Below are 21,446 nucleotides of genomic sequence, written 5' to 3'. Positions count from 1 at the left end.
ACCCATTCCGAGCATCCAGCAGAAATCGGCACTATTTGCTGACGGGCGGCTGAGGCTTGATCAATCCGGCAACGCCGTCCCGCATAATATTGACTGCAATCTTCAACGCACTCAGTCCCGCAACGGCAGCGGCCGTGTACCCGGGACCGATAGCGGATTGCGAACATTCCAATATGCCGTCAGCCAACTGAGTGCAGCCAGTTGCCAATAGAATGGCGACCAACAACGCCGACAAGGTGATCAGAACATTTAGAACATTGTGTAACATATTCGTGTTGAACATCTTTTTTCCTTTTTAGAAGAACCCAAAAGAGCCCACAGTCAGCCGGCGTCGGCAGGTATGCTGCCGGCTCAAGGCGGTGGCGACGATTTACGCCGGCCTATGTCGATTGAATGGGTAATGAGGGAGAGATCGCGTGAAGACACTCAGGATTCAGGTGGTAGTGGCGGCTTGATATCCGGAAACATTTCGCTCAATCGCACCGCAAGAAATCACCGAGCCGCCTCCACTGCCGCAGCAAATTTTTTGGCGTGACCGGCAATGTCTGCCGCACGATCCGTGCCATTGATAATTTTTCGCGCGCCGATCCAGTCGGTCACCGTAGCGCTAAAATAGTCGGCAAGCTTTTTGCCCGTAAAACGACCATTGATCATGCCGTCGAAGAGGATTTCGATAGCCTTGACCGGATCAATTGCCATATCCGGATTGTCAACAATGCCGTATTTCGCGTAATTGTCCCGCCCGGTTATCTGCACCAAACCGCGACCACGGTAACGCCATCCGTCACCACTGGCCTCGTCTCGATTGCCCATCCGATTTGCATAGGCGCGATTTGCTATTCTTGGCGGCTGACGAGCACAAACAGCAGCCTGCGCAGCAGTGAAGTATTTGGGGAATGTCGCCTGCAGTCCAGCCGCCGAGTAATTCAGATTTTCCGAGATGGCGCACATCGCTCCGCCAGTCTCGTGATAGACGGTCGCCAGCATGTAGGCCAGCCAACGATCGTCGAACGGCCGCGCCCTCCACGCAGAGAGAATTGCTTCGATGCCATTGACCTGATTTGCCGAAAGTCTCCCTTCGAATAGTGGCGAACGCACCACCGCAAAGAACTTCGCGTGCTCCATATAATTTTCCTTTGAAAGAAGTCTCGACCGTACAAAGCGCTCCTTGGCCAAGCCAGGATGCTTTGTGTCGGAGTCTCAGCTTGCGGAGACAGCAACTCACAATACGAATGCAGCTAGCACCGCATGAACCGATCGCATCAACTATCTGAACAGTTGTCAGTATCGGCCGCGGCCAATGCTTAAGGTGCCGAAGCATTTCCTTGTTGAAACACCGGGCGGCGCATGAGTCGAAACTTTAGATGACTTACCGACGGATTGGTTGGAAAAATCCTTAAATCGTCTCGTTGGATGGCCACGCAAAGGCGTCCACCCCCGCTGTCGTGGTGATCGCACCAGCAACGATCTGCTTGTTGACTTCGCCCTCGGCCACGAAGCTAGCCTGCACATGCGCCCCAACCGCATTGGCAATCGCCGTCATCTGTGTCGCCGTCAGATCTACAAAACCGGAAGCAGTCTTGAACTTCACAAATACGTCCGGATTGGCTTGCACATAATTGTATGCACCGGTGATCAACGATTGGCTGGCGCGATCAGTCATGACACGCATGCCATCGATAACCACCCCAGCCGTTTCGACGGCGTAGCGTTTGGTCGCTGCATAGGCATAGAGATCGACGGGGACCGGCTCCGGAGACCAGCCCGCGACTATGACCAGAAGGCTCACAGGCGTTTCAGGCCAATCGGCCACCGAATTAACCAGAGCTGCTTCCTTGTTGTTCAGCTGATCGAGAATGGCGTCCTTATCGGTCGCATCGAGCCCGGAGGTGATCTTGGCGGCAAGCGCCAGCCAGAAATCCGGCACGTTGTACATCTGTTGACGAGCGAGCCAGAAGGCAACGCACGCCATCCAGCGATCGGCCTTGTTCTCCGCGCGCGCCGCAAGCAGCGCCTCGACCATCGGTTCGTACATGCTGTCTATGCGGTACATGGCAGTCCTTTCCTGCGACTTTAGCGCTTCAGAGTGAGCGCGTTGATTATTCGATTATTTATGAGGAGGGGTGGCGAGCCGAGGCTCGGCAGGTTGATCGGCTTCACATCAAACCGGAATTGGGTTTCTGTGCGATCTGCGGGCGGTCTGAAGCTGAAAGAGTGCGTGAACGATGTGGCACCGTAGAAGCTGAATGGCAGCACCGCCGTATAGCGATTGTTGGCATTATCCCAGATATGCACCTCGACTTGCGTGAAATAGTTATTCGGATTGCTGCCGTTGTTGGAGAGTGAGAAGGATGACAGAACCAGAATGGACGGTGAGCCAGCCCCGTGCATACACGTGATGCCGGTGACCGGAATTGGTCCAGAATTGGCGTTGATGCCCGCAGCCCCTTCCGGAAGACCGGTATCCACGCGGGTAATCGCACCGCCAACGATGTTGCTTGTTCCGACTTGCAGATTGCCAATGTTTGCTGTGATCGCATCCAGGCTGTTAATGTTGAGCTTGTCGGCCGTAATGCTATTGGCAGCGATCTTGTTGGCCGTAATCGCGCCATCGACAATCAGCTCGGCCGAGGCGGCGCGACGCATGACGGGTTTAGACCAATAACAGGAGTTGCCAGTGCCGGCTGTCTTGTCGACCTGCAGCAACATCGCAAGTTTGGTGTAACCGCTTGCGACCGTGTATCGACCCTGAAGCCTTACCCAGACATTCTTCACGCTGGTGCTAGCGACTACGGTAAAGCCCCAAACACCGGAGGGAGTTAGTAACGCGGCGTAGATGCTGGCCGGGTTAGTATCTGTGTTGTAAACCCACACATCAAAGGAATAGGTCTCCCCGACGGTGACAGCGACAAAATTCGATCTGGAGCAATCCCGGCCGAGGGACTGCAGAACATATCCAGCTGCATCTCCAGAGACGGTGTCGAGATAGAAAGCTTGCGTATTTTGCGTGACCCAGCCGTCGAGCGTGCCGGTCTGCCAGCCGTTATCGGCCATGTTGGAGAAGTCGGTCAGAACCAGCTGCTTGGCCGTGATCGCATTCGCCGCAATCTGTCCGGCACCAATAGTGTTAGCCGCCAGCTTGTCACCGGTGATCGCGCCGCCTGTGATCGTCGTGGCGGTGACAGCGCCCGCCGCGATCGTGCCGGCGGTGACGGCACTCGCTGCGATCTTGCCGGCCGTTACTGCGTTGGCCGCAATTTTGTCGGCGGTGACGACATTGGTGGCAATGTTGCCATTAGAGATCAGCGTGATGCTACCATCGCTCCACGGCGTCGGCTCGGTTTGGTTGGCACTTGCCTCACCGAAATACATACGCGCTAGCCAAAGATAGCTATCGCTAAGTCCCTCTATAGTTCCCTTCATGCGAAAGAAAATGCGCGCCTTGGCAGCATTCGTTGGCACCTGCACCTTAGTCCAAAACCGCTGGTAGTTCGCAAGATTCTTGCTTGGATCAAAGTTCTGGGCCGCAGGGAATATCCCAAAATTAAGCCGGCCAAGGAGATTGTCGGCGGCGTCAAACACGCCAACATAGGGCTGCAGACCACGGCAACGATGGCCAAAGTAGTAGACGGATAGTTCGTACCAACCGCTCGCTCTGACCGCGAAGGTGCGCATGCCGCCGTAGGCATCAACCGGTCCAACGCCGTATTCGACCCCTTGGTTGCCATTTGACTGATAGATCTGGATCGCGCCTGGCTCAGGAGCAAAAGTATCGGTGCGAAGCGACAAGCTGAAGCTCGCAATCTCATTCGAATGCTCGAGAGACCATCCCGCTAAGCCAGCTGACAGGTCGGAGTTTGTGAGATAATTGCCGCCGGTGCCAACGGCGAGCGCCTGAGCAGAGACCGACCCAGCCGCGAGCTTATCGGCTGTGATCGAACCGGCTGCGATCTGCGATGCTGAGATTGCGCCTGTCGCAATCGTTCCAGCCGTTACTGCGTTCGCAGCAATTGTCCCGGCCGTAATGGCATTCGCGGCGATCTTGCCGGCAACGACCGCGTTGGCGGCAATTTTGTCAGCAGTGATTGCACCGTCGACGATCAAGTTGGCCGAGGCCTTCCGCAGAAAACTAAGCCCACCGATCGAGATATTGCCGTCTGTGAAATTCCTATGGATGTACATCTTGACCACTGCAGCAAAGGCTGATGTGGGCGGCATGATCGCAGCGCTAAAGGTCCGGATGCCATTTACAGTGCCACCGTCACTAGTACCATAGGCGGTTATGTCGACGTAGATGTCCGGATTCAGGAGGTTGCCGCCGGCATCGAGCCAGTGGATGCGCGCCCATAGGCCATACTTAGTGCCAGAGGTACGGACCACTTGAATGGCAGATAAGTATTCCTGACCCGAAACGACCGCAAAAGGTTGGCTCTGCGCGATCTGGATATAACCAACGCCTGCGAAGTAGGTGTAATCGAACGACCCCTTGGAGGTAAAAGCCTGTGCCGTTACTGGGTTGACGACGGTGTTGTTTAGCTGAGTCCAAGCGGCGGGTGACTGCAGCTGGTTGTCGGGAACGAGGTTCTCCCAATCTTGCAAAACGAGGCTCCGAGCAGTGATAGTGTTAGCCGCAATCTTGTCGCCCGTGATCGCATTCGCGGCGACCTTGGAACCGATGATCGCACCGTCAACGATCAGTTCCGCGCTAGACGCGCGCCGCATGTTCGGCCTGGCCCAATAGCACCAATTACCGTTAGCCGCCGTCTTCGTGACGCCGAACATAGGTTGGATCATATATACGCCAGCCGGAATGGTAACGTTCGCTTGGATAAAGGTCCAAGTCGATTTCGCATTGTTGGCACTGCCAACCGCCACCCAATTCGGCCCCACGGATGCGCCTAAGGCATCCTTTACATACATACCCATGAATGCGTCATAGATGGGGTCGGTGTTATAGAACCAGACCGAGAAATTGTAGCTTTCCCCCGGGGAGACTCGAACTAGCATAGGTCCGACCATGAGCTGATCTCGGCCATCACATTGTGCGACGTATGTGCCTCCTGCCGGGCTTGGACCGGTCTCCAGATAGTAAGTACCAAGGTTGGGTGCGTACCAATTGGCGCGCGAACCTCCGGAGAAACCTTGATCGATCTGGTTGTCTTGATTAGTGACCAAGAGCTTATCAACTGTGATCGCTTTGGCGGCAATCTGTGTTGCACCGATCGCGCCAGCGGCAATCTGGCCTGCCGTCACAGCGCCAGCGGCGATCTTGCCGGCCGTTACGGCATTGGTGGCGATGTCGTCGGCCGTCACCGATCCTGCGGCCAGCGCAGTCGTGGTGACCGACCCTGCGGCAAGCTTGGATGCGGTAATGGCTCCGTCGACAATCAAGCTGGCGGTGTTTTTACGCTGGCAAGAAACGAAGCCAATTTGGTAGCTACCTGAGGCGGTCAGATTTTCCCCAGGGACGAAATCCATCCAAGCATATACTGCCTGACCTGGCACGATGATTGTAGCACTCCACTCCGCATACGAGGTACCAACCGTCACCGGGACAACCACGCCGCCGTTATTAATATAGTTCGTCTTGTCCGCACCCATAAAACGCATACGCGCTGAAATGGGACCAGCAGGCGTTCCGATAACCTTTATAAATACTTGCAGGAAATACTGTTCACCGGGGACAACGGGGAAGATGTTGAAATTCCGCGCCGCAATGGTATTGGCTAGGGCACCAGCACCGATATTCATGTACCAATTACCAGTGTATGCGTTGATGGCGTCATTGACGATGGTGACACCTGCGCCCCTGGCCCAACCTACATCCCCCTCACCGAAATTCGGGTTTTCAGCTCGGTTCGTGAAGTCAGCCAGAACCATTTTGTTTGCGGTGATGGTATTCGCCGCAATCTTGTCGGCAGTGATCGCATTCGCCTGCAGTTTCGGCGTCGAGATCGCGCCGTTAGCAATCTTGGTGTTTGTGATCGCATTGTCAGCAAGCTTCGCGGCATCGACGGCTAGAGCCGCCAGCTTGCTATTCGTAATTGCGGCATCCGCGATCTGGGAGGAGATCAGTGTGCCGGTGACCTTGGCGGCGGCGATCGCAGCGATCTGCGCGTCTGTCATCTGTCCTGCGACATCAACAGCCGCCGTTGCCGCCGTCCAAGCGCTGCCGGTGTAGCGGTAGAGTTTGCCATCCGTCGTCAAATAGACCGTGCGACCGGCAATATTGCCTGTCGTTGGCAGGCTGGTGACAATTTCTACCGGCCTGATACCGGAGGCGAACTTCGTCGCATCAACCGCCAGAGCCGCAAGTTTATTGCTCGTGATAGCGTTGTCGGCGATTTGGGAGCCGTTGAGTGTCCCGTTGACGTCCACAGCCGCAACGGCAGTCGTCCACCCACCATTATGATAACGATAAAGCTTGCCATCCGTCGTCAGAAAAACCTGCCGCCCCTCGACATTGCCTGTCGTCGGCAGCGTGGCCACCACCTCCACGGCCTTGATACTGCTGGCAAGGCTGGTCGCGTCTACCGCCCCCTGGGCAAGCTTGGCGGCGGTCACGGCGCCGTCGGCCAGTTTCGCAGAAATCACAGCGCCGCTTGCCAGTACATCGGCCGTAACAGCGGCCACCTGAAGCTTCGCAGTCGAAACGGCCTGATTGGCCAGCTTCACGTTGCTGACGGCTTCGTCCATGATCTTGGCGGCAGACACGGCGGCATCCGCGATCTTGGATTGGACGATCGCGCCATCAAGCACGTCGCTGGCCTGAATGAGGACGTTCGGTGTCTTGACGGTCAGCCAGGCCGACCAATCCGTTGCCCGGTTCGACTGCGGGAGATAGCGACCGCGCACCTCGTACTCTGTATTGGGCAATGTCCATTGACCGGAGATGATCCACGAGAATGGCAAGGCATAGGGATTGCTGTCGCTGTCGAAAACCACATCGCCACTGGCCTTGACGCGAACCTGCACCCACACGCCCCTGACGTCATCGAGATCCGGCGCGCAGCTGATCTTGATTGCAGGGCGCCGGTCGATACCGCCGGCGTCCTTGATGGTCGAAGGTTCTACAGTCCAGCCGATCATCGGCTGTGAGGGCGGTGTGATGGGGCCAAGCCAGCCAATGGCGGTTGGCAATTGCAAACCGGGATGCCAGTCATAGTCGGCCGGATCGACTTCCTTCAATGTAACGACGATCAGGAAATTGGGCTGCGGCTCGACTTTGACGACGAGAAATTTCTTCTCATCATAACCGTTGCGAGCCGATGACCACGAAACGACATCGTTTGGTTCCAGCGGATATGCGTCAGGCGGCAGCGATATCTGATGGACCCGAAAGCGCCGGTAGTCCTGGATCATCGCCAGGCCGACACGCTGCACCTGGTTGGCAAAAGGAACGGCAAGAAGCTGAATTTCGGCCGGCAGGCGCCGATTGCCGTCCTGCACTTCGAGGTCGGCATTATAGCGACCCGGCGCATCCTTCGTCGCCCACTTTTCCGCCGGCTCGGGATAGGTCGCTTCGATAGAGTTGTAAGTCGCCGACAGGGACGGGAATGGCCGGAAATCCTGCTCTTCCGTAACGACGACATCATCATCCGTGAAGGAGTAGACCGCGCCACCCGGCGAGCCCACGAGCATCTTGAAGATGCCGCCGACTTCGGCCATGCGGCCGTTGCAGCCTTTCAGCAGTTCGGAAACGGCATCGAGCGGCTCCTGGTCACACTGGACATCATAGCCGGCGCGATAAGCCGGCTCGCTACCGCCGCCGTCGAGCGGGACGGACGCGTCACAGGCATTGGCAGCCGCCATCCAGTTCGCCGCAGGCAAGCAGAAGGCGCCGATATTCTGGCCGCCATAGACCCATTCCGGTCCGTAATAGACGCCGCGGGCAAGATTGTAGATCATGACGGCCGGGTTGGTGCTCGGCTGCCATGTGGTGGGGTCGCTCCAGCGATGCCCGCCATTGCCGCCGACCGAGGAATCCTTGCGGACGTCGTAAAGCGGCAGCGGATGCGGCTCGAAAAGGCCGGCAGGAACGCCCTTGAAGAGATCGGTATTATAGCGCGAGGTCAGGATGACGACCTGGCAGCCGCGGCCGATCATGGTCGGCCTCCAGGGCCGCTCGGCGTGCGTGCCGAACTTCGCCATCAGGAATGGATCGGGCGCCGTTTGCGTGCCGTCGAGGAACTTGATCCAGAGATAGTCCTTGTTCTTGACGCGATATTGCAGCACCGGGAAGCCGCGCCCGTCGGGATGTGGCTGGTCCCAGAGGACGCCGACCTTCTGGTCGTCGATCCAGACGCTGGTCAGGCCGCGTGGGCCGGCGCGATTGGGAAGGCTGCCGATCTCGATGACATCGGTGAAATAGGCGTTCGGCGTCTTGCCATCGTCTCCCCAGGTGCCGGCATATTTGCGTTTGCCGGCGGTCGCGTAGCTGCCGATGATGAAGGACATCGCGTGATCGTCCCCCATGTTGATCTCGAGCTTCGTGCCGGCCGGCTGCGGCTGGTCCTTCTTCGCCAGCGCCTTTTCGACCAGAGACAGGCCGATATTGATGGCCACGGTCAGCACCAGCTTGCCGATGCTGATCGAACCGATAAAGTTACCTATCGCGGCGATTGCCGCGGAGATCGGATCGGCATGCGCCACATCCGCCATCAGCCAGAAGCCGAGGACGTTCAGAAGCAGGATGAGATATTTCATGGATCGGACGACCTCGATTGGCGCGCGGGAAAGGGTCGTCGCAGCCAAAGCTGCGCCGACATGTCACCGGTCAGAGATAAAATGGAGACGGATCGCCGGCCTAGCCGACTTTGAAGGCCCGCTTGGCGTCGAGCAGGTCGACCGTACCGAGGCCACTCTCGCGCAGCACGAAGATCCGCTCGCCATTGACCACACCAAGCGCGTAGCCGAAGGGACCGTCATGCGGGACGGCAGCGATATCGCCGATGCCGGCTTCGCTGGGATGAATCTCGGGCAGCATGCTTCCGACGAGATCCGCGAGATTGTCGAAACCCGCTGCCTTCATCGTCTTCAGCGCGCCGGCGGCGGTCGAATACTCGCCGCGAAACTGGGCGGCGCAGTCGACGCCGGTGATCGCCAGCACCAGATTGCCGGCAAGACCCGGTCCGCAGTCATGGCTGCCCCAGGCAAAGGGCGTGCGCTTCAGCCGATCGACCTCGGCGACGAAGCGGGCACGCCAATTCTTGACCCTGACGAGATCGCCGTTCATTTCTGCCCCCAGGGTATCTGCCAATTGGCGACGGTGCTGGAATAAAGGCCGAATTCATCGCCGCCGCGGCGCTTCTGGCCTTCGTAGGAGGATTTGGCCGGGTTGGTGCGCTCCAGCATGGCGATGGCGGCGGAGATGGCCGAGATTTCGATATCGCCATCCTGCCCCACGGCCGGCGTCTTCACCGGCGCACCATCGGCAATGCCGAGAAAGGCGATTTCCGGCGCCGCACTCGGCAGGCGCGTGCCGGTATCGAACATCATGTCGTGGATTTCGATCGGCGCCAGCCGCAGATCGTAACCACGCACGAGTTGCTGCGCGGCGGGCGCGATCTGGCCGATGGTGATGGTCACGGTCTGGATCGTCAGATCCGCCGTGCGCGGGATCGGGCTCACCTGCAGATTGAGGCCGCCATAATAGGTGCGCGCCTCCGGCAGACCGGTGACACCAGAGGTGACGGTGATGTTGATGTCGTCGTCGCCGGTCCAGAGGCCGATCGAGGCGGGCCCGCCGGTGGCGAGATCCTTGCCGGTGATCCAGACGAAACGACGGGGCACGAGCCCCTTGTCGCGCGCGCCGGTCAGCGCCGCGAAGAAGGCGGAGGTGATGTTCTTCATCGTCTATTTCTTCTGGATGATCTTGAAGGTGGCGCCCGAGGTGATCGGGCCGCTCGCGGTGCCGGGGTTGTGGCTGCCCGGCATGATCAGGCATTTGCAGGCCGGCAGCAGAAGCGTCACGCCGAGACCGGCGGCAAAGCCCGCCGGCAGATGCGGGAAGACGCCGAAAACGGGGGTGATCCCCTGCCCGCCGGCACCAACCGTTTCCGAGATTTCAAGAAAAGCATAGCGGCCGCCATAGCCGACCTGCATCTTGTCGCCGACGGTCAGCCGGTATCCCGCCGGCAGGCCCTTGAGGCTGAGCGAGGCATTGTCGCCCCCGAGCGCCGCGACGCTGACCGCAGCGCTCCCGAGCTTCGTCCCGTCGGGGTCGGCCTGTGGATATTTCGACAGCGGATCATAAAGAAAAAGCGCCTCCTGGGCGCCGTGTAGCTTGCGGATGCGGGCGGCGATCTGTTTCGCCTCCGCATTGTACATGTCGGCCAGCGTCACCGTGCCGGTCCAGAGCGGCGGCGCCAGCTCCGCCTGCCAGACCCGGCCATCGCCGGAGCCGGAAAGCTCGTCATTTCGCTGAATGTCCCAGACGATGCTGGAGATCTTCAGAAGGTCGGCAAAGGCCTGCAGGCTGTAGGGATAGGAAACGGCCATCAGCGCCTCCGGGGATTGCGGTTGATCTGCGCGACGCGGTCGGGAAGCTGCTGATTGAAATCATTCAGCCCCTGCCGCGTCGAACTCTGCGCTTCCGATTGCGCGACATTTTTCACATAGGCCTTCAGATTGCCGTCCTCATCGACGGAAACGCCGACCGTGACATGCACGCCGGAAGCTGAACCGGATACATCATTCTGATTATCGGCCCTGAGGCGACGGACGGGAACGGCAGCATCCGGCTGCGCGCGCACCAATTGCGGCCCGCCCTCGCCGACCACGCCGCCATCGGCATAACCACGCCGCCCAAGCCGCATCGCCTCGACAACGCCGACGCCGCCCGCCCGGGCGATATCCTTCTGGCTCCAGACGACCTCGCCGGCGTGAACGATGCCGGCCGGCTCGTGCTTGCCGCCGGGGCCTGTATAGCCGCCATCGGCCCAAAGGCCGGGAATACCGCTCGCAACGGCTGCCGCCGCCTGTGGCGATCGCGCCAGAATGCCGAGATCCAGCCCACCGCCACCGCCGAAGAGCCCGCCAAGGATACCGCCGCCACCGAGCAGCCCGCCGCCTGCGGCAGCACTGTTGACCTTGAACAGGCTGTTGAGCACATCGTTCAGCAATCGGTCGGAAATCTTGGTGAGCACGGAAATCGCCGCCTTCCCCAGGGATTTCCAAAGGCCCTCGCCATTGCGCAGGCCGCTGACCAGCGTCGAGGCAAAATCACCGGCCAGCTCGCGGGCATATTTCAGCTGTTCATTATAGCGAATGATATTGGCCGAGGCCGAATTCATGTCGACCGGCAGGCCATATTGCTTCTGTGTCGAGGCGACGGTCTGATCGACGGTCGAGCGGCCCATTTGATCCTGCTGGAACTGGATATCGCCCGCGAGCTTCTGCAGCGCCTGCGCGTCGGCAACGCGCCGATAGGCATCAGCCTGATCGTTGGCCGCTTTGGTCAATTGCGGCATTTGCGCCAATTGCACGGCACAACTTTTCTGAAGCTCGTCCTGGCTTTGCTTCAGCGTGACAACCTTCGACTTCACATTGTCCGTCGCGGCAGCGGATTGAATGGAAGTCTGAGTTCCGAGTTTTGTTTGTTCGGTATTGGCTTGTGTCGACTTCGTAAGAGTATCCGTTGCTTGTTGAACATCCTGCAATTCATCCTTTTGGTTGCGTTGAACGTCAACGCTGCCAACCGCAACCTGTTTCGATTGTGCTTCAATCACGAGGGGCGCCGCGCGAGCGAAAGACGAAAGCGCCGGAAAGAATGTTTCCACAAGAGCTCCGATTTGGGAAAGCTTGCGTTGTTGTTGAGCCGGCGGAGCAGGGGCAGCGCCATTTTGCTCTGACTTTACTTTGGCATTTATTGCTGCTGACGTTGCGTCAACGTTTTTATTGACCTTCTCATCCAAAGCAACGTAATCTCTGTATGCCTCTGAATTCTGGATCAAGCTCGGCATGGCGTCCTTGAATAGCTGAGCAAAAGTCTGAAGGTTTACAAACTGTGGGTTTTTCGCAGCGCTTTCGGTTACGCTGTTCCCAAAAGATTGGTATTGCTCCCTCGTGGCTTTTCCCGACAAGATTAGCGGCTTAATCTCGTTATATTGCTTCTCCAGTTCAGTAAAATTCCTTCCCCCGATAAATGAATCCGTGCCGAACTGCATTTCGGCGGCAAGTTTTATTGAATTAAATGTATCTCGCACCATTGCCAGCTTAGAATCGGATAGACTTTTGGGAATTTCTAACGCACCCACTAGGCCGTTTTCGGTATGACTCTTTTCGTAATCAGTTTTCATCGATGGGGTTTCATCAAGACCAAGCTTGCGTAACTCATCTGTCATCCTCGCCTCATCGGCAATGACTTTCTTCGAAGTATCAAAGCGCCTTGATGGTAAATTTTGATCAATTTTGTCGGCTGCAGAATTAAAGAAAATGTCTGCGAAGAATCCACGGATGCCGGGAATCAAACTACTGCCGCTTTTTAACAACTGACTTACGAGACTACCCGCAAGGTTGGATGCGTTTTTTCCCTCATCGGCTCGATTATCAAGATAGTATTTCATCTCCGGTGATTTGCGATAAGGGAATTCTTCAACTGCAGCGGATTGTGACTTACTACTCAAAGGTTGTAAACTTCCACCGCTATCGCTTGACTTCATGTTCAAGGCAATCAGGGTGCTCGACAACTTGATGGGAGACGATCGATCGCTGCCACTCAACTTGCCGATAGTGTCACCAACTCTAACGAGAGAGCCCGCCGCGCCTCTCGCTTCGTTGCCCATCGCCCTTAGTGCTCGACCCGTCACGCCGGACACTTTTTCCGCCTGACCCGCAGCAACAACATAATCTCTCACATCGTTACTTGCCGTTTTGATTTCGCTGCTATCAACTTTAATGCTCAGAGTTGCGATATCCGTCACTGGACCACCTTTTGATTTCATGCGAGAAAATGCTGCAAAGCTATTTCGCGGGAATTTTGATGAAATTGATTGTTAGCGTGATTGCAGTGCTTGCCGCGTTGCTGTTGATTTACAGCTTTGGCATCTTTGATCCGCCGATCGTGACTGCTTGCGAGGCCCGTCTCAAAGGGTATCTCGCAGCACCTTCCACCTATGAGCGCAACAGGTTCTTTCTTAGTGAGAGGCCGGGCACCACAGCTGACTTGGAAGAAGAGTTAAAAGGCTTCCCTGACATACAGCGCGTTTATCAGAAAGAGTTTGACAAAGGCTCGGTGAAGCCCGTTCTCTATACCGCAACTATAAATTTTAATGTGCTAGACACACAAGCTGAGAAGGTTACTAGAGCTATTACCTGTCAATATTTTTCCACCGATGGCAGCATTTCTAAAATATCGGTGGGAGGAGTTTCTATCTTTGCAACCGATGCCGCAACGTATTCTCAGATTGTCCGGGATTTCAGCCATGAACCTCCTCAAGCTGCGGAAGAATTGCGGAAAAAATTGAAGCCAATTGCTCCCTATGCTGGATGGGTTCGCGACACATTACGGCGGCTTTTGAATTGAGTTCGGATTTTTCGAAGAAAAGATCAGAGGTTGCATGGCGGTGCGAACGAAACGACACAAAGGTAATTTCCGACCGTCGTTGTAAGCTGGGGCTCAAAATGAGAAAGATTCTCAGTTTCGGAAGCGCGGTGTTACCGCCATTGATGATTGCGAGCCTCGCGCTCGCGGAACCAACGCCCGTTGCTGTATGTGAAACTACAGTGAAAGATCGGTTAGGTGTAAATTCAGGTTATGTCCGGGTCGGCTTTAGTCAGTTAATCCAACAGCTTGGACGACCGGAATTTGAGAAATATGTTGACAAGGCTGCGTCATTTTCAAACAAGGACTTATCAAACAAGTACCATACCATGCTGATCGAAGCTTTTGACGCCGGAAAAATAAGTCCGCAGCGACATATTGTATTCCTCAACTACACGGTTCCAGGCGTAAACGGGGTAGCTGCGGCTGCAACGGCAAAATGCGAATATGTCATAAACAAAGGCCGCGAGGACGAGCTAAAAGCCTCCTTCCTAGACGAACTTTCAATAGCGAAATTCCAGCCAGTCAATTGATAATAACTAAGGCGGCAAGAGAAATTGCGCGCATTTATAGCACCAATATGCCTGTCCCTGATGTGGTAATGCGGTTGCCAACAGGGAATTACGGTGACAGTGCACCCAAATAAGAACGCATATTCTATCTAGCCCACCGATGGCCCTCTTGTTTGGCCAAAGCAAGGCTATCACTGACGGAAATTAGTGCACTGTCACCGTAATGGAAACTATCCTGTTATTTGGCGCAGCCACTTCAATCATAAGATTTATTTTTTAAAAGTCGCGTTATACGGTTGAATGGGAACAATCAGAGGCATGGACATGAAGGCGTGGCGAATTATTTTAGCACTCTCTACTTTGGCATTTCTCACACACACCGCCGCCGCTGCAGATAAAAAGCTCGTTCAGTTGGTGGATGACATCAAAGAAAAGGCTTCAACGACATTTATGATGGCATATGCGTGTAAAGATGCTCTTGGCGTGACCTACTATGATGCAGTTCGGGCATATGGAGAACGCGCCTTTCAGAAGACTGGCGCTTCGCCCAAAAATACAAAGTTTACGTTTGACGTTCTTGAGAACAGATTCAGGGATGATAAAGAGCTACTGCGAGAAAAAGATGTAATGAAGTGCGTGTGGACGACGACGGAAGCTAACAAACTTCTTCATGAATCAGAGACCGCCCTTATAGATTACACTCTCTCTGCAAAACCATGAGCTGTTGTCGGCGCACTATTGTCTCGATGACGCAATGTCATCAGGATGCGATGGATATTTTATCGCCAGGAACATTTAGAGAACAATCTTATTGACATGAGTGATAAAGGGTGCAACTTTCGCCAAAGTTGCACCCATCCGAAATCACACCTTACGGCATTATAATGCATCCTCACCAAACGAAGCCCATAGTTAGCATCTTGTGCCTGATGGCTACCGCATTGGCCTTAAGCAGCTGCGACTTATTTGATTCGAAGCTTGTCACTGCCTGCGAAACGGTTCTCAAACAGCGCCTGCTCTCATCGGCGGAATATAAACGTGTCAAGGTTTCCGAGCTGGACGAACTAGAATTGGATAGAAGATTGCTCGAAAGCTATCTCGTGACGAAACAACAGCGATCCAAAGCGTCGGGCTATCCGTTAGCCATGGACGATGCATGGATTCAAACCGAACTGAAGGCGTTTGATATTGGCATCTCAAGGCCTTCTTTTTTTAGCGCGTCGATAGTTTATGAAACGCTCAATGATCTTCAAGAGCCGGTGAGACACCTTGCGAAGTGTGTATATGTTGGCAACAAGAGCGACTCGTCTCTCGGGTGGGAAGTTGAAACCGCCGTGGATGGGCTGACTGCACTTGAGTGGAGTTACAGCAACATAAAGTCACATTAGGCTCATTAGTCATGGAGCAGCCTGACCCTCTACCCCGCCTCCCGCGCCCTGATCGCCTCCGTCTCCTCCTCCACCGCCTGGCAATAGCGCCCGTCCATCGCCTTCAGCACGGCGATGTCCTCGCGGCGCAGAAGGTTGCCGGTCAGGTGCAGCCAGGCCAGCATTTCCTGGTGGGAGAGCGGCACCGGGCCGGAAAGGCCGGGGGCCTGCGCCGAACGCAGGTCCCAGAACCAGTCCCAGAGCCAATGGCCCGCCTCCGGCACCTCGGCCTCCGGGCTGATAAGCTCGAAGGCCTCGTTGCGCTCGCGCCGGGTCTCGCCGTTTCTATCGCGCACGCAATCATAGCGCGCGACGACCCCTACGGCTTCTGAAAGCCCTTCGGCAAGCTCTTCATAAAATTTGCGCGGTCCTCCGAGGCGCCGGCCACCTGATCGTAGATCCAGCCGGCTTCCTCGACGACTTCGCGAGCCTTCTCAAAGGAGAGCACCGGCTGCTCGCCCTTCCACTGCTGCTCGCCCCAGCTCCAGGAAGCGATGGCGGCGGCGGCCTTGTCGAGATATTCAGCCTCGACCTTGCTGGTGGTCAGCTTCTTCTTGCGGCTGGCGAGGAAGCGGTCGCTATGCTGGCGAACGATCTTCTTCACCTCGTTGCTCTCGGCCGAGCGGATCATGAAGGAGATGCCGAGCGGCTCCTCGGTGGCCGGATGCAGGAGCTGCAGCTCGAAGAGATCTTCGGAATTGACGAGACTGGAGATATCCAAGGAAACACCTTATCGGTTGGGACATATTCGAGTGGCCGCGCGCCGCAGGAGAGCGACGCGCGCAAGGTTCCGAAAGATCGCGCTTACGGCGTGGTGACGGGATCGACCCGGATCGGCAGCTGGTTGAGGCCGATCTTGAACTTCTCCAGATCGAAATCGTCGGAGCCGCCGCCGGGATAGAGCGGGCCGGAAACGACGCCGCGCGAATAGAAGACCGTGTTGGTCTTGCCCTGCGGCGCGTCGTTGCGCTCGACCTTGATCGCCATGTTGTTGATGTTGAGGGGATCGCCGAAGACGCGCAGAATGTCCTGGCCGGGATCGTCGGCGATGGAGGCAACTTCGAGCTCCGGATCGCCGGCGTTGGAAACGCCCTTCTGCTTCTGCTGCACCGGCTCATCCAGCGTATTGTAGTTGTTGATGGTGGATTCCGAGCCGAAATCGCCGACCTTGCCGACCTTGCCCACCTGCACCCAGGTCAGCGCGGCATAGGCGGTGGCCGTCAGGTCGGTATTCTGGGGCGTCTCGCATACGTAGACTTTCGAGCCCTTCTTCGTGCTTTTGTTCGCCATGGATCATGTCTCCGGTTCAAAGGCGGTGTAGGGAATGGTGACCGGTATCTGAACCCGGTCATCCTCTTGGATCGGGCCTGCGGCCCACGGCTCGCCACTGATCGTGATCTTCACGCCAGAGGCAAACAGCGTCTTGTTATTGAAATGGTCGATGACCAGGCCGGCGGCATCGAGTGGCTTGATCAGCCCGCCGCCGGCCTTCCAATAGACGGAAACCTGCAGAAGCCCGAGCTTCTGCTGCGGATCGTCGCCAAGCGTCACCTGCCGGGGGCGGTTGGGCAGGAAGCTGACAGCCAGATAGTTATCCGGCTTTTCTTGCCCCGCCGGCGGAAAGGCAATGCCCGGCTGCGCCACCGGCAATGGCGGCTGAAATTGGAGCGCTGCCAGATGATCCAGCAGTGCCGCCAGAATGAGAGCGTCCGTCGCCGTCGCCATGTGTCACCCATGTCTATGATGTTGAAATTTCGAAGGATCAATCCGTCGTGTCGCGCGCTGCGCTCGCGACGATGTCAGGCCATGCCTGTGCCGCGAGCCGCACCATGCCCTGCCCCGCCTGACCATCATTGCCGTACTCGACTTCGGCAGCATGCGGCGCGGTAAAGCCCATATGGATCAGACCGCCCATCGGCACGCCGAGGCCGGCCAAGTCGACCTGATGACCCTCAGCGGCCCCTTCGACATCCTCGCTTTGCCGTGACGGAGCGGAGACCCGGAAGGAATTGACAAGTTCGCCGGAGGCTAGCGGCGTCGCCTCGACGACCGCCCCGGCCAGCCGCTGCGTGGAGAGGTTCACCACCTCTTCCATGCGCTTCTTGGTCCGCTCGGCCCAGGCGGCGATGTCATTGGAAAAATTCGAGGAAGCCATGTCGGATACCTCCTGATATGGTTAGGCGTCATCGGCGGCATCGCCCGGTGAAGAGCCACGCCGCTCGAAATTCAAAAGGGTAAGATGGCCGTAACGGGCACGAACCGCAGGTCCGGCGGTTCGGGATTCGGCTTTCGTCCCGTCACTCCTCTCAATCCCCGGCAATGGTGAAACACGGTTGAGCAGCAGGATGACGCGCGCCAGCAACCAAAGCGTCAGGATCGTCTTGAAACGCACCAGCGCCGTCATCGCCGCACCTGCAGCTGCCAAAACACGACGGTCCCGCCCGGCGACAGCGGCTGGAGATCGACGATCGCATGCTCGACACCGCCAATCAGCACCTTGTCGGCCAATGTCGGCGTGATCGAAAGCCCCTTGGTCGACAGATAGATCAGGCGGTCGCCACGCTGGATGAGTGTGTCACCGATGTGCGTCTGGTTGTGATCGAGGTCGACGAGCAAGCACGCAAAATCCTCGCTTATCTGCACCGGATCGTAATCTGGCCCGGCACTTGTAATGCGCCGCAGACTGCCCCTCTGGCCGAATTTGGCGATCAGCCGCTCGGCGGTTGCCCGCGCCTTGCCGTAATCGAACACCTCCATCACACCACCAGAATGCCCGGCAGCACCGGACGCAGGAGGGGATAGAGCAGACCGTCAAGCTTTGTCAGCACCGGCCTGGCCGCTGCGACCATATCGTCACTCGTGTCGACGACGGCATATTCCGTTTCCAGCGGCCCCACCTTCTCACGCTTCACCGTGCGGGCCGCAATGATGACAGGCGTCAGACTGCCCGGCTCCGAAAGCTCGAGCGCGGCGGCTTCATAGGACGCATAAGTCAGGGCCAGCGGTAACGCATCATTGGCGATTGCCTCACCATTGACTGTCATTGCCTCACTGCGAGGCCAGGACAGTGCCTGATCATAACCGCCGGTCCGGCGTCCCGTGAATCTGGACTCATAGAGACTGTCGACAGCCTGCGACCCACGCACCAGCGCCGCCAGGCGATCGCCATCACTGGCCATGGCCCAGGCGGCATTGGCACGCTCGACAAAATAGGCATCGGCGGCAGCGAGGGTGCCGTAAAAGGATGCGGACATGAAAGCTCCGATGTCGATCGATGAAAAGCGGATGCCCCTCTCCCCGGCTGAACGGGGAGAGGGAGATTAAACTCAGGCAGCAGTGGTGATCTCGTCGCCATAAGCCATGGCCGCCGGCAGGCGCACTTCGGTGCCGCCGGTGCGGGCGATGATGCCGGTCTCGAAGCTCATGATCGACTTCTGGCGCGGCTGCAGCACGCGGCGCGGCATCGGCAGGTGGAAACGCAGCACCTCCGGATCGCGGCGATAGACCACCATGCGGCCACCGCCATCCTGCGAGGCCGTCGCCAACTCGCGCAGCGGCTGGATATCGAGCGGCTGGCTGGTCTCGGCCGTGTAGACATTGCCGCGCCGCAGGAATTCCAGCACCGTGATATAGCCGTCGCCATCGGCAAGGCGTTTGGTGGCGATCAGGCGAAAGGCTTCCGGCGGCAGACGCAGGCTGTCGACCCACTCGACCTCGCCGGTCCTCTTGCGCACGCCGCCGATAAGATCGTTGACGTCGCGCAGGATCTGATCGGCCGTCTTGGCAGACCAGTTGGTCGAGCCGCCTGTGCCATCGGCAGCGACATCGACGCGCGACACCTTCGGATCGTTGACGAAACCGGTCCAGCCCTTTTCCGTCGAGCCGGTCATGGCGACGGAATTGAGCAGGCGCTCGATCTTATCGGCGGCGAAAATGGCATTGGAGGCGTTGAGATCGAGATTATAGAGTGCGGCCTGATTGACCTCCTCGAGGTTCCATTCCCAGCCGGAGCCGATCATCGCAAAATCATGGCTGGCGCTGTCGCGCGTCGACTGGTTGAACGGCATGTCCGTACCGGCGGCCGAGAGGAACTTGGCCTCGCCGGCGCTGTCGACGGTGAAGAAGGTCGTGCCGGCAGCCCATTCATTGCCCTCGGTGACAACAGGCACATGGAGGCCGTAATTGAAGGTCGGATAGCGCCGCTGGTAGATGCGCGTCTCGATATTGCGGCCCTGCGCGATCACGAAGGAATAGGCCGCCTGGGCATCGGCGAAATGCTGTCGAACGAATTGGTTCATGGATTAGGCGCTCCTGTGCTTGAGCGAGATTTCGACGATGTCGCCGTTGCTGCCGCTCGTGTCGAAGAAACAATCGGGAATGGGGCCGACGATTCCGGTGCCGACAGCGTTGACATAGGCGTCGGCGGCGGGGCTGTAGTAGACGGCATCGCCATCGGCGACGGTGCCGCCTGCCCGCACATAGAGCTGCCCGGAGGTGAGGAATGCGCCCGTGACGAACTGTGCATAGCCGCCCGCAGGCACCACATCCGGCAACACGGTCGGCGTCAGCACGGCGATGCCGAGGAATTTGCCGCCTGCTGCATAGGGTGCCACGCCATGATCGGCGAGACCGCGCTGAACGGGCTGTCCGAACTTGATGCCAGCAGCATTCTCCACGGTGCGGCTGATCTTGTTAGCCTGTTCCTCCGAAGCGATCTGCCCGTGCAGGCCCTTCCGAGGAGCGTTTCCATAGGTGGTCTGATAAGTCGCCATTGAAGCGTCTCCTTTTCGTTGACCTGGTTAGGTGGGATTGGCGGCCAGATGGGCGGACTCGAGGTCGCGGACCATGGTGGCATAGGCGGTGAAGGCTGAGGACATCGAGCTTTGCGCAGAGGTGATGCCGTCCTTGACCGCATCGGCAAAGCGATCGGGCTTCTCGCGCAGTCCCTCGGCCAGCATGTCGAAACGCGCGTCGATATAGGCGTCCGATCGACCCTCTACGGCGCTCTCGCCTGCCTTGGCGATAACGACAGCCTTGCGGATCGCCGCGTCGCTGAGACCGGATGTCTTGATATTGCTGGAGATCGCCCTGACAAGGCCGATCAAGTCGGCGCGCGCCTCAGCCTTCCGATCGATTTCGGCATCGCTGGGCGTGACGGATTTGAGCGCATCAAGCTCCGCGTCACGTACGGCCACGGCCTTCTGGTGCGCAGCCTCCATATCCGAAAGCCGTTGCTGCAGCGTCGTGATAATCTGTGCGGCTTGATCGCTGACCTCGATATCGATGCCGTCGATCGTCATTGTCTTCGTGGGCATCATTCCTTCCTTGCTTTGCCTGTCATCGGAATGGGGGCGTGGGGCTGCGAGAGGAGAGCAGCCCCACGGTGCGGCAGCATCGCCGATGCGGACTTTCGAGCCCGCTCGGCCACGGCGCACAATGGCGATATGGTTGATGCGAATATTTCGCTGAATGGCGTCATAGGCTTCGCCTGCAGGCGTGATGCCCGCGGTAAAATCGACATCGCAGACGTACCCGGCGGAAAGCTCTTGCTTGCCGCTTTCGATGTCCTGAATGGCCGCTTCGTCGCTGACCATCAGCGGCACGCGGAGGAAAATCCCCTCCCCAGCAATCTCGTCACCGGTCTGGCCGACCGAATACCTCTTCCAGTTCTCGGATGTGACCATTTCCGGCGGATGGTCGTTTGTCACCGGCCGGTGAGCGGCGCTTTTCAGCGTATCGTCGGAAAAGACTTCCGTGCCCGGCCGATAGATCCGCACGGTGCGCATCTCGGGCCGGCCGATCTCGGCGCCGCTGTAGTTTTGAATGCCCGTGCGGGCGATCCGGGCATCGGCGACAAGATAGCCGTCCCCGGTCCGCCGCGTTCCCGCGACGGTGACAGTGTCAGTGAAGTTCATGATTGGATCTCTCCTGGTCGGAGCCGGCTTGGTTTGAGGTAGGGATGAG

Annotated in this window: 23 protein-coding genes; 4 read left to right on the top strand and 19 right to left on the bottom strand. The window is 57.7% G+C overall.

What is annotated here, in order from left to right; all coding sequences use genetic code 11:
* Window positions 1–31: 31 nt before the first annotated feature.
* From A6U86_RS27955 to A6U86_RS35730, 8 genes are all read right to left on the bottom strand, one after another.
* A complete protein-coding gene (locus A6U86_RS27955; protein WP_068398224.1) occupies window positions 32–283 on the bottom strand; it encodes a hypothetical protein in 252 nt (83 codons plus the stop codon).
* 209 nt (window positions 284–492) lie between these two features.
* On the bottom strand, window positions 493–1,125 hold the full coding sequence (locus A6U86_RS27950; protein WP_068398221.1) for a hypothetical protein: 633 nt from the start codon (window positions 1,123–1,125) through the stop codon (window positions 493–495).
* A 271-nt stretch (window positions 1,126–1,396) separates the two neighbouring features.
* Window positions 1,397–2,053, bottom strand: coding sequence for a DUF4376 domain-containing protein (locus A6U86_RS27945; protein ID WP_068398218.1), 657 nt, complete (start codon window positions 2,051–2,053; stop codon window positions 1,397–1,399).
* 20 nt (window positions 2,054–2,073) lie between these two features.
* Complete coding sequence (locus A6U86_RS34985) at window positions 2,074–8,706, bottom strand: phage tail protein (RefSeq protein ID WP_083197017.1); 6,633 nt, start codon at window positions 8,704–8,706, stop codon at window positions 2,074–2,076.
* Between the two features lie 100 nt (window positions 8,707–8,806).
* On the bottom strand, window positions 8,807–9,235 hold the full coding sequence (locus A6U86_RS27935; RefSeq protein ID WP_068398214.1) for a hypothetical protein: 429 nt from the start codon (window positions 9,233–9,235) through the stop codon (window positions 8,807–8,809).
* Window positions 9,232–9,852 (bottom strand): hypothetical protein, encoded by a 621-nt coding sequence (locus tag A6U86_RS27930; RefSeq protein WP_068398211.1) that lies wholly within the window; start codon window positions 9,850–9,852, stop codon window positions 9,232–9,234. The genes A6U86_RS27935 and A6U86_RS27930 overlap by 4 nt, the downstream gene beginning before the upstream one ends.
* A gap of 3 nt (window positions 9,853–9,855) precedes the next feature.
* Window positions 9,856–10,500, bottom strand: a complete 645-nt coding sequence (locus A6U86_RS27925) for a hypothetical protein (RefSeq protein WP_068398208.1) — start codon at window positions 10,498–10,500, stop codon at window positions 9,856–9,858.
* Window positions 10,500–12,923: a hypothetical protein gene (locus A6U86_RS35730; protein WP_198929104.1), complete on the bottom strand. Its 2,424-nt coding sequence runs from the start codon at window positions 12,921–12,923 to the stop codon at window positions 10,500–10,502. Before A6U86_RS35730 ends, A6U86_RS27925 begins: the two co-directional genes overlap by 1 nt.
* A gap of 59 nt (window positions 12,924–12,982) precedes the next feature.
* On the opposite strand from A6U86_RS35730, the gene A6U86_RS27915 reads away from it, so the two are divergent.
* The 4 genes from A6U86_RS27915 to A6U86_RS27900 all read left to right on the top strand — a co-directional run bounded on the left by A6U86_RS27915 (window position 12,983) and on the right by A6U86_RS27900 (window position 15,443).
* The gene (locus A6U86_RS27915; protein WP_141683832.1) at window positions 12,983–13,525 is read left to right on the top strand and encodes a hypothetical protein; all 543 of its coding nucleotides are present in this window, start codon (window positions 12,983–12,985) and stop codon (window positions 13,523–13,525) included.
* A 98-nt stretch (window positions 13,526–13,623) separates the two neighbouring features.
* Window positions 13,624–14,076: a hypothetical protein gene (locus tag A6U86_RS27910; protein ID WP_068398199.1), complete on the top strand. Its 453-nt coding sequence runs from the start codon at window positions 13,624–13,626 to the stop codon at window positions 14,074–14,076.
* A 297-nt stretch (window positions 14,077–14,373) separates the two neighbouring features.
* Complete coding sequence (locus A6U86_RS27905; protein ID WP_141683831.1) at window positions 14,374–14,775, top strand: hypothetical protein; 402 nt, start codon at window positions 14,374–14,376, stop codon at window positions 14,773–14,775.
* A gap of 209 nt (window positions 14,776–14,984) precedes the next feature.
* The gene (locus tag A6U86_RS27900) at window positions 14,985–15,443 is read left to right on the top strand and encodes a hypothetical protein (RefSeq protein WP_141683830.1); all 459 of its coding nucleotides are present in this window, start codon (window positions 14,985–14,987) and stop codon (window positions 15,441–15,443) included.
* 29 nt (window positions 15,444–15,472) lie between these two features.
* On the opposite strand, the gene A6U86_RS27895 is transcribed toward A6U86_RS27900, so the two are convergent.
* The 11 genes from A6U86_RS27895 to A6U86_RS27845 form a co-directional block, all read right to left on the bottom strand.
* Window positions 15,473–15,778 (bottom strand): hypothetical protein, encoded by a 306-nt coding sequence (locus A6U86_RS27895; protein WP_068398188.1) that lies wholly within the window; start codon window positions 15,776–15,778, stop codon window positions 15,473–15,475.
* Window positions 15,779–15,801: 23 nt separating this feature from the next.
* Window positions 15,802–16,203 carry a hypothetical protein gene (locus A6U86_RS27890; RefSeq protein ID WP_004116243.1) on the bottom strand — a complete coding sequence of 134 codons (402 nt, stop codon included), beginning with the start codon at window positions 16,201–16,203 and terminating at the stop codon, window positions 15,802–15,804.
* An 83-nt stretch (window positions 16,204–16,286) separates the two neighbouring features.
* Window positions 16,287–16,772, bottom strand: a complete 486-nt coding sequence (locus tag A6U86_RS27885) for a hypothetical protein (RefSeq protein ID WP_068398185.1) — start codon at window positions 16,770–16,772, stop codon at window positions 16,287–16,289.
* 3 nt (window positions 16,773–16,775) lie between these two features.
* Window positions 16,776–17,207 carry a phage tail terminator-like protein gene (locus A6U86_RS27880; protein WP_068398182.1) on the bottom strand — a complete coding sequence of 144 codons (432 nt, stop codon included), beginning with the start codon at window positions 17,205–17,207 and terminating at the stop codon, window positions 16,776–16,778.
* A gap of 37 nt (window positions 17,208–17,244) precedes the next feature.
* Window positions 17,245–17,637: an HK97 gp10 family phage protein gene (locus A6U86_RS27875; protein WP_068398179.1), complete on the bottom strand. Its 393-nt coding sequence runs from the start codon at window positions 17,635–17,637 to the stop codon at window positions 17,245–17,247.
* 21 nt (window positions 17,638–17,658) lie between these two features.
* A complete protein-coding gene (locus A6U86_RS27870; RefSeq protein WP_068398176.1) occupies window positions 17,659–17,886 on the bottom strand; it encodes a hypothetical protein in 228 nt (75 codons plus the stop codon).
* Entirely contained in the window at window positions 17,883–18,239 is a 357-nt protein-coding gene (locus tag A6U86_RS27865; protein WP_068398172.1) for a hypothetical protein, read from the bottom strand. Before A6U86_RS27865 ends, A6U86_RS27870 begins: the two co-directional genes overlap by 4 nt.
* The gene (locus tag A6U86_RS27860) at window positions 18,239–18,736 is read right to left on the bottom strand and encodes a DnaT-like ssDNA-binding protein (protein ID WP_068398168.1); all 498 of its coding nucleotides are present in this window, start codon (window positions 18,734–18,736) and stop codon (window positions 18,239–18,241) included. The genes A6U86_RS27865 and A6U86_RS27860 overlap by 1 nt, the downstream gene beginning before the upstream one ends.
* A 72-nt stretch (window positions 18,737–18,808) precedes the next feature.
* Window positions 18,809–19,780 carry a DUF2184 domain-containing protein gene (locus A6U86_RS27855; RefSeq protein WP_068398165.1) on the bottom strand — a complete coding sequence of 324 codons (972 nt, stop codon included), beginning with the start codon at window positions 19,778–19,780 and terminating at the stop codon, window positions 18,809–18,811.
* A gap of 3 nt (window positions 19,781–19,783) precedes the next feature.
* On the bottom strand, window positions 19,784–20,254 hold the full coding sequence (locus A6U86_RS27850; RefSeq protein ID WP_068398161.1) for a DUF2190 family protein: 471 nt from the start codon (window positions 20,252–20,254) through the stop codon (window positions 19,784–19,786).
* A gap of 27 nt (window positions 20,255–20,281) precedes the next feature.
* Complete coding sequence (locus tag A6U86_RS27845) at window positions 20,282–21,397, bottom strand: DUF2213 domain-containing protein (RefSeq protein ID WP_068398158.1); 1,116 nt, start codon at window positions 21,395–21,397, stop codon at window positions 20,282–20,284.
* Window positions 21,398–21,446: the final 49 nt, after the last annotated feature.

The organism is Rhizobium sp. AC27/96, assembly GCF_001692325.1.
Taxonomy (GTDB): Bacteria; Pseudomonadota; Alphaproteobacteria; order Rhizobiales; family Rhizobiaceae; genus Rhizobium.
The sequence above is the reverse complement of the archived record's forward strand: the minus strand, read 5'-3'. Positions and strand labels throughout refer to the sequence as shown.

What these genes read in the sequence shown, in the direction of transcription:
- A6U86_RS27935 (WP_068398214.1), bottom strand. Translation starts at nt 9,235, where the DNA reads ATGAACGGCGATCTCGTCAGGGTCAAGAATTGGCGTGCCCGCTTCGTC.
- A6U86_RS27885 (WP_068398185.1), bottom strand. Translation starts at nt 16,772, where the DNA reads ATGGCGAACAAAAGCACGAAGAAGGGCTCGAAAGTCTACGTATGCGAG.
- A6U86_RS27925 (WP_068398208.1), bottom strand. Translation starts at nt 10,500, where the DNA reads ATGGCCGTTTCCTATCCCTACAGCCTGCAGGCCTTTGCCGACCTTCTG.
- A6U86_RS27865 (WP_068398172.1), bottom strand. Translation starts at nt 18,239, where the DNA reads ATGGAGGTGTTCGATTACGGCAAGGCGCGGGCAACCGCCGAGCGGCTG.
- A6U86_RS27870 (WP_068398176.1), bottom strand. Translation starts at nt 17,886, where the DNA reads ATGACGGCGCTGGTGCGTTTCAAGACGATCCTGACGCTTTGGTTGCTG.
- A6U86_RS27945 (WP_068398218.1), bottom strand. Translation starts at nt 2,053, where the DNA reads ATGTACCGCATAGACAGCATGTACGAACCGATGGTCGAGGCGCTGCTT.
- A6U86_RS27905 (WP_141683831.1), top strand. Translation starts at nt 14,374, where the DNA reads ATGGACATGAAGGCGTGGCGAATTATTTTAGCACTCTCTACTTTGGCA.
- A6U86_RS27955 (WP_068398224.1), bottom strand. Translation starts at nt 283, where the DNA reads ATGTTCAACACGAATATGTTACACAATGTTCTAAATGTTCTGATCACC.
- A6U86_RS27855 (WP_068398165.1), bottom strand. Translation starts at nt 19,780, where the DNA reads ATGAACCAATTCGTTCGACAGCATTTCGCCGATGCCCAGGCGGCCTAT.
- A6U86_RS27845 (WP_068398158.1), bottom strand. Translation starts at nt 21,397, where the DNA reads ATGAACTTCACTGACACTGTCACCGTCGCGGGAACGCGGCGGACCGGG.
- A6U86_RS27875 (WP_068398179.1), bottom strand. Translation starts at nt 17,637, where the DNA reads ATGGCTTCCTCGAATTTTTCCAATGACATCGCCGCCTGGGCCGAGCGG.
- A6U86_RS27900 (WP_141683830.1), top strand. Translation starts at nt 14,985, where the DNA reads ATGGCTACCGCATTGGCCTTAAGCAGCTGCGACTTATTTGATTCGAAG.
- A6U86_RS27880 (WP_068398182.1), bottom strand. Translation starts at nt 17,207, where the DNA reads ATGGCGACGGCGACGGACGCTCTCATTCTGGCGGCACTGCTGGATCAT.
- A6U86_RS27950 (WP_068398221.1), bottom strand. Translation starts at nt 1,125, where the DNA reads ATGGAGCACGCGAAGTTCTTTGCGGTGGTGCGTTCGCCACTATTCGAA.
- A6U86_RS27860 (WP_068398168.1), bottom strand. Translation starts at nt 18,736, where the DNA reads ATGTCCGCATCCTTTTACGGCACCCTCGCTGCCGCCGATGCCTATTTT.
- A6U86_RS27930 (WP_068398211.1), bottom strand. Translation starts at nt 9,852, where the DNA reads ATGAAGAACATCACCTCCGCCTTCTTCGCGGCGCTGACCGGCGCGCGC.
- A6U86_RS27915 (WP_141683832.1), top strand. Translation starts at nt 12,983, where the DNA reads ATGAAATTGATTGTTAGCGTGATTGCAGTGCTTGCCGCGTTGCTGTTG.
- A6U86_RS27850 (WP_068398161.1), bottom strand. Translation starts at nt 20,254, where the DNA reads ATGGCGACTTATCAGACCACCTATGGAAACGCTCCTCGGAAGGGCCTG.
- A6U86_RS27910 (WP_068398199.1), top strand. Translation starts at nt 13,624, where the DNA reads ATGAGAAAGATTCTCAGTTTCGGAAGCGCGGTGTTACCGCCATTGATG.
- A6U86_RS34985 (WP_083197017.1), bottom strand. Translation starts at nt 8,706, where the DNA reads ATGAAATATCTCATCCTGCTTCTGAACGTCCTCGGCTTCTGGCTGATG.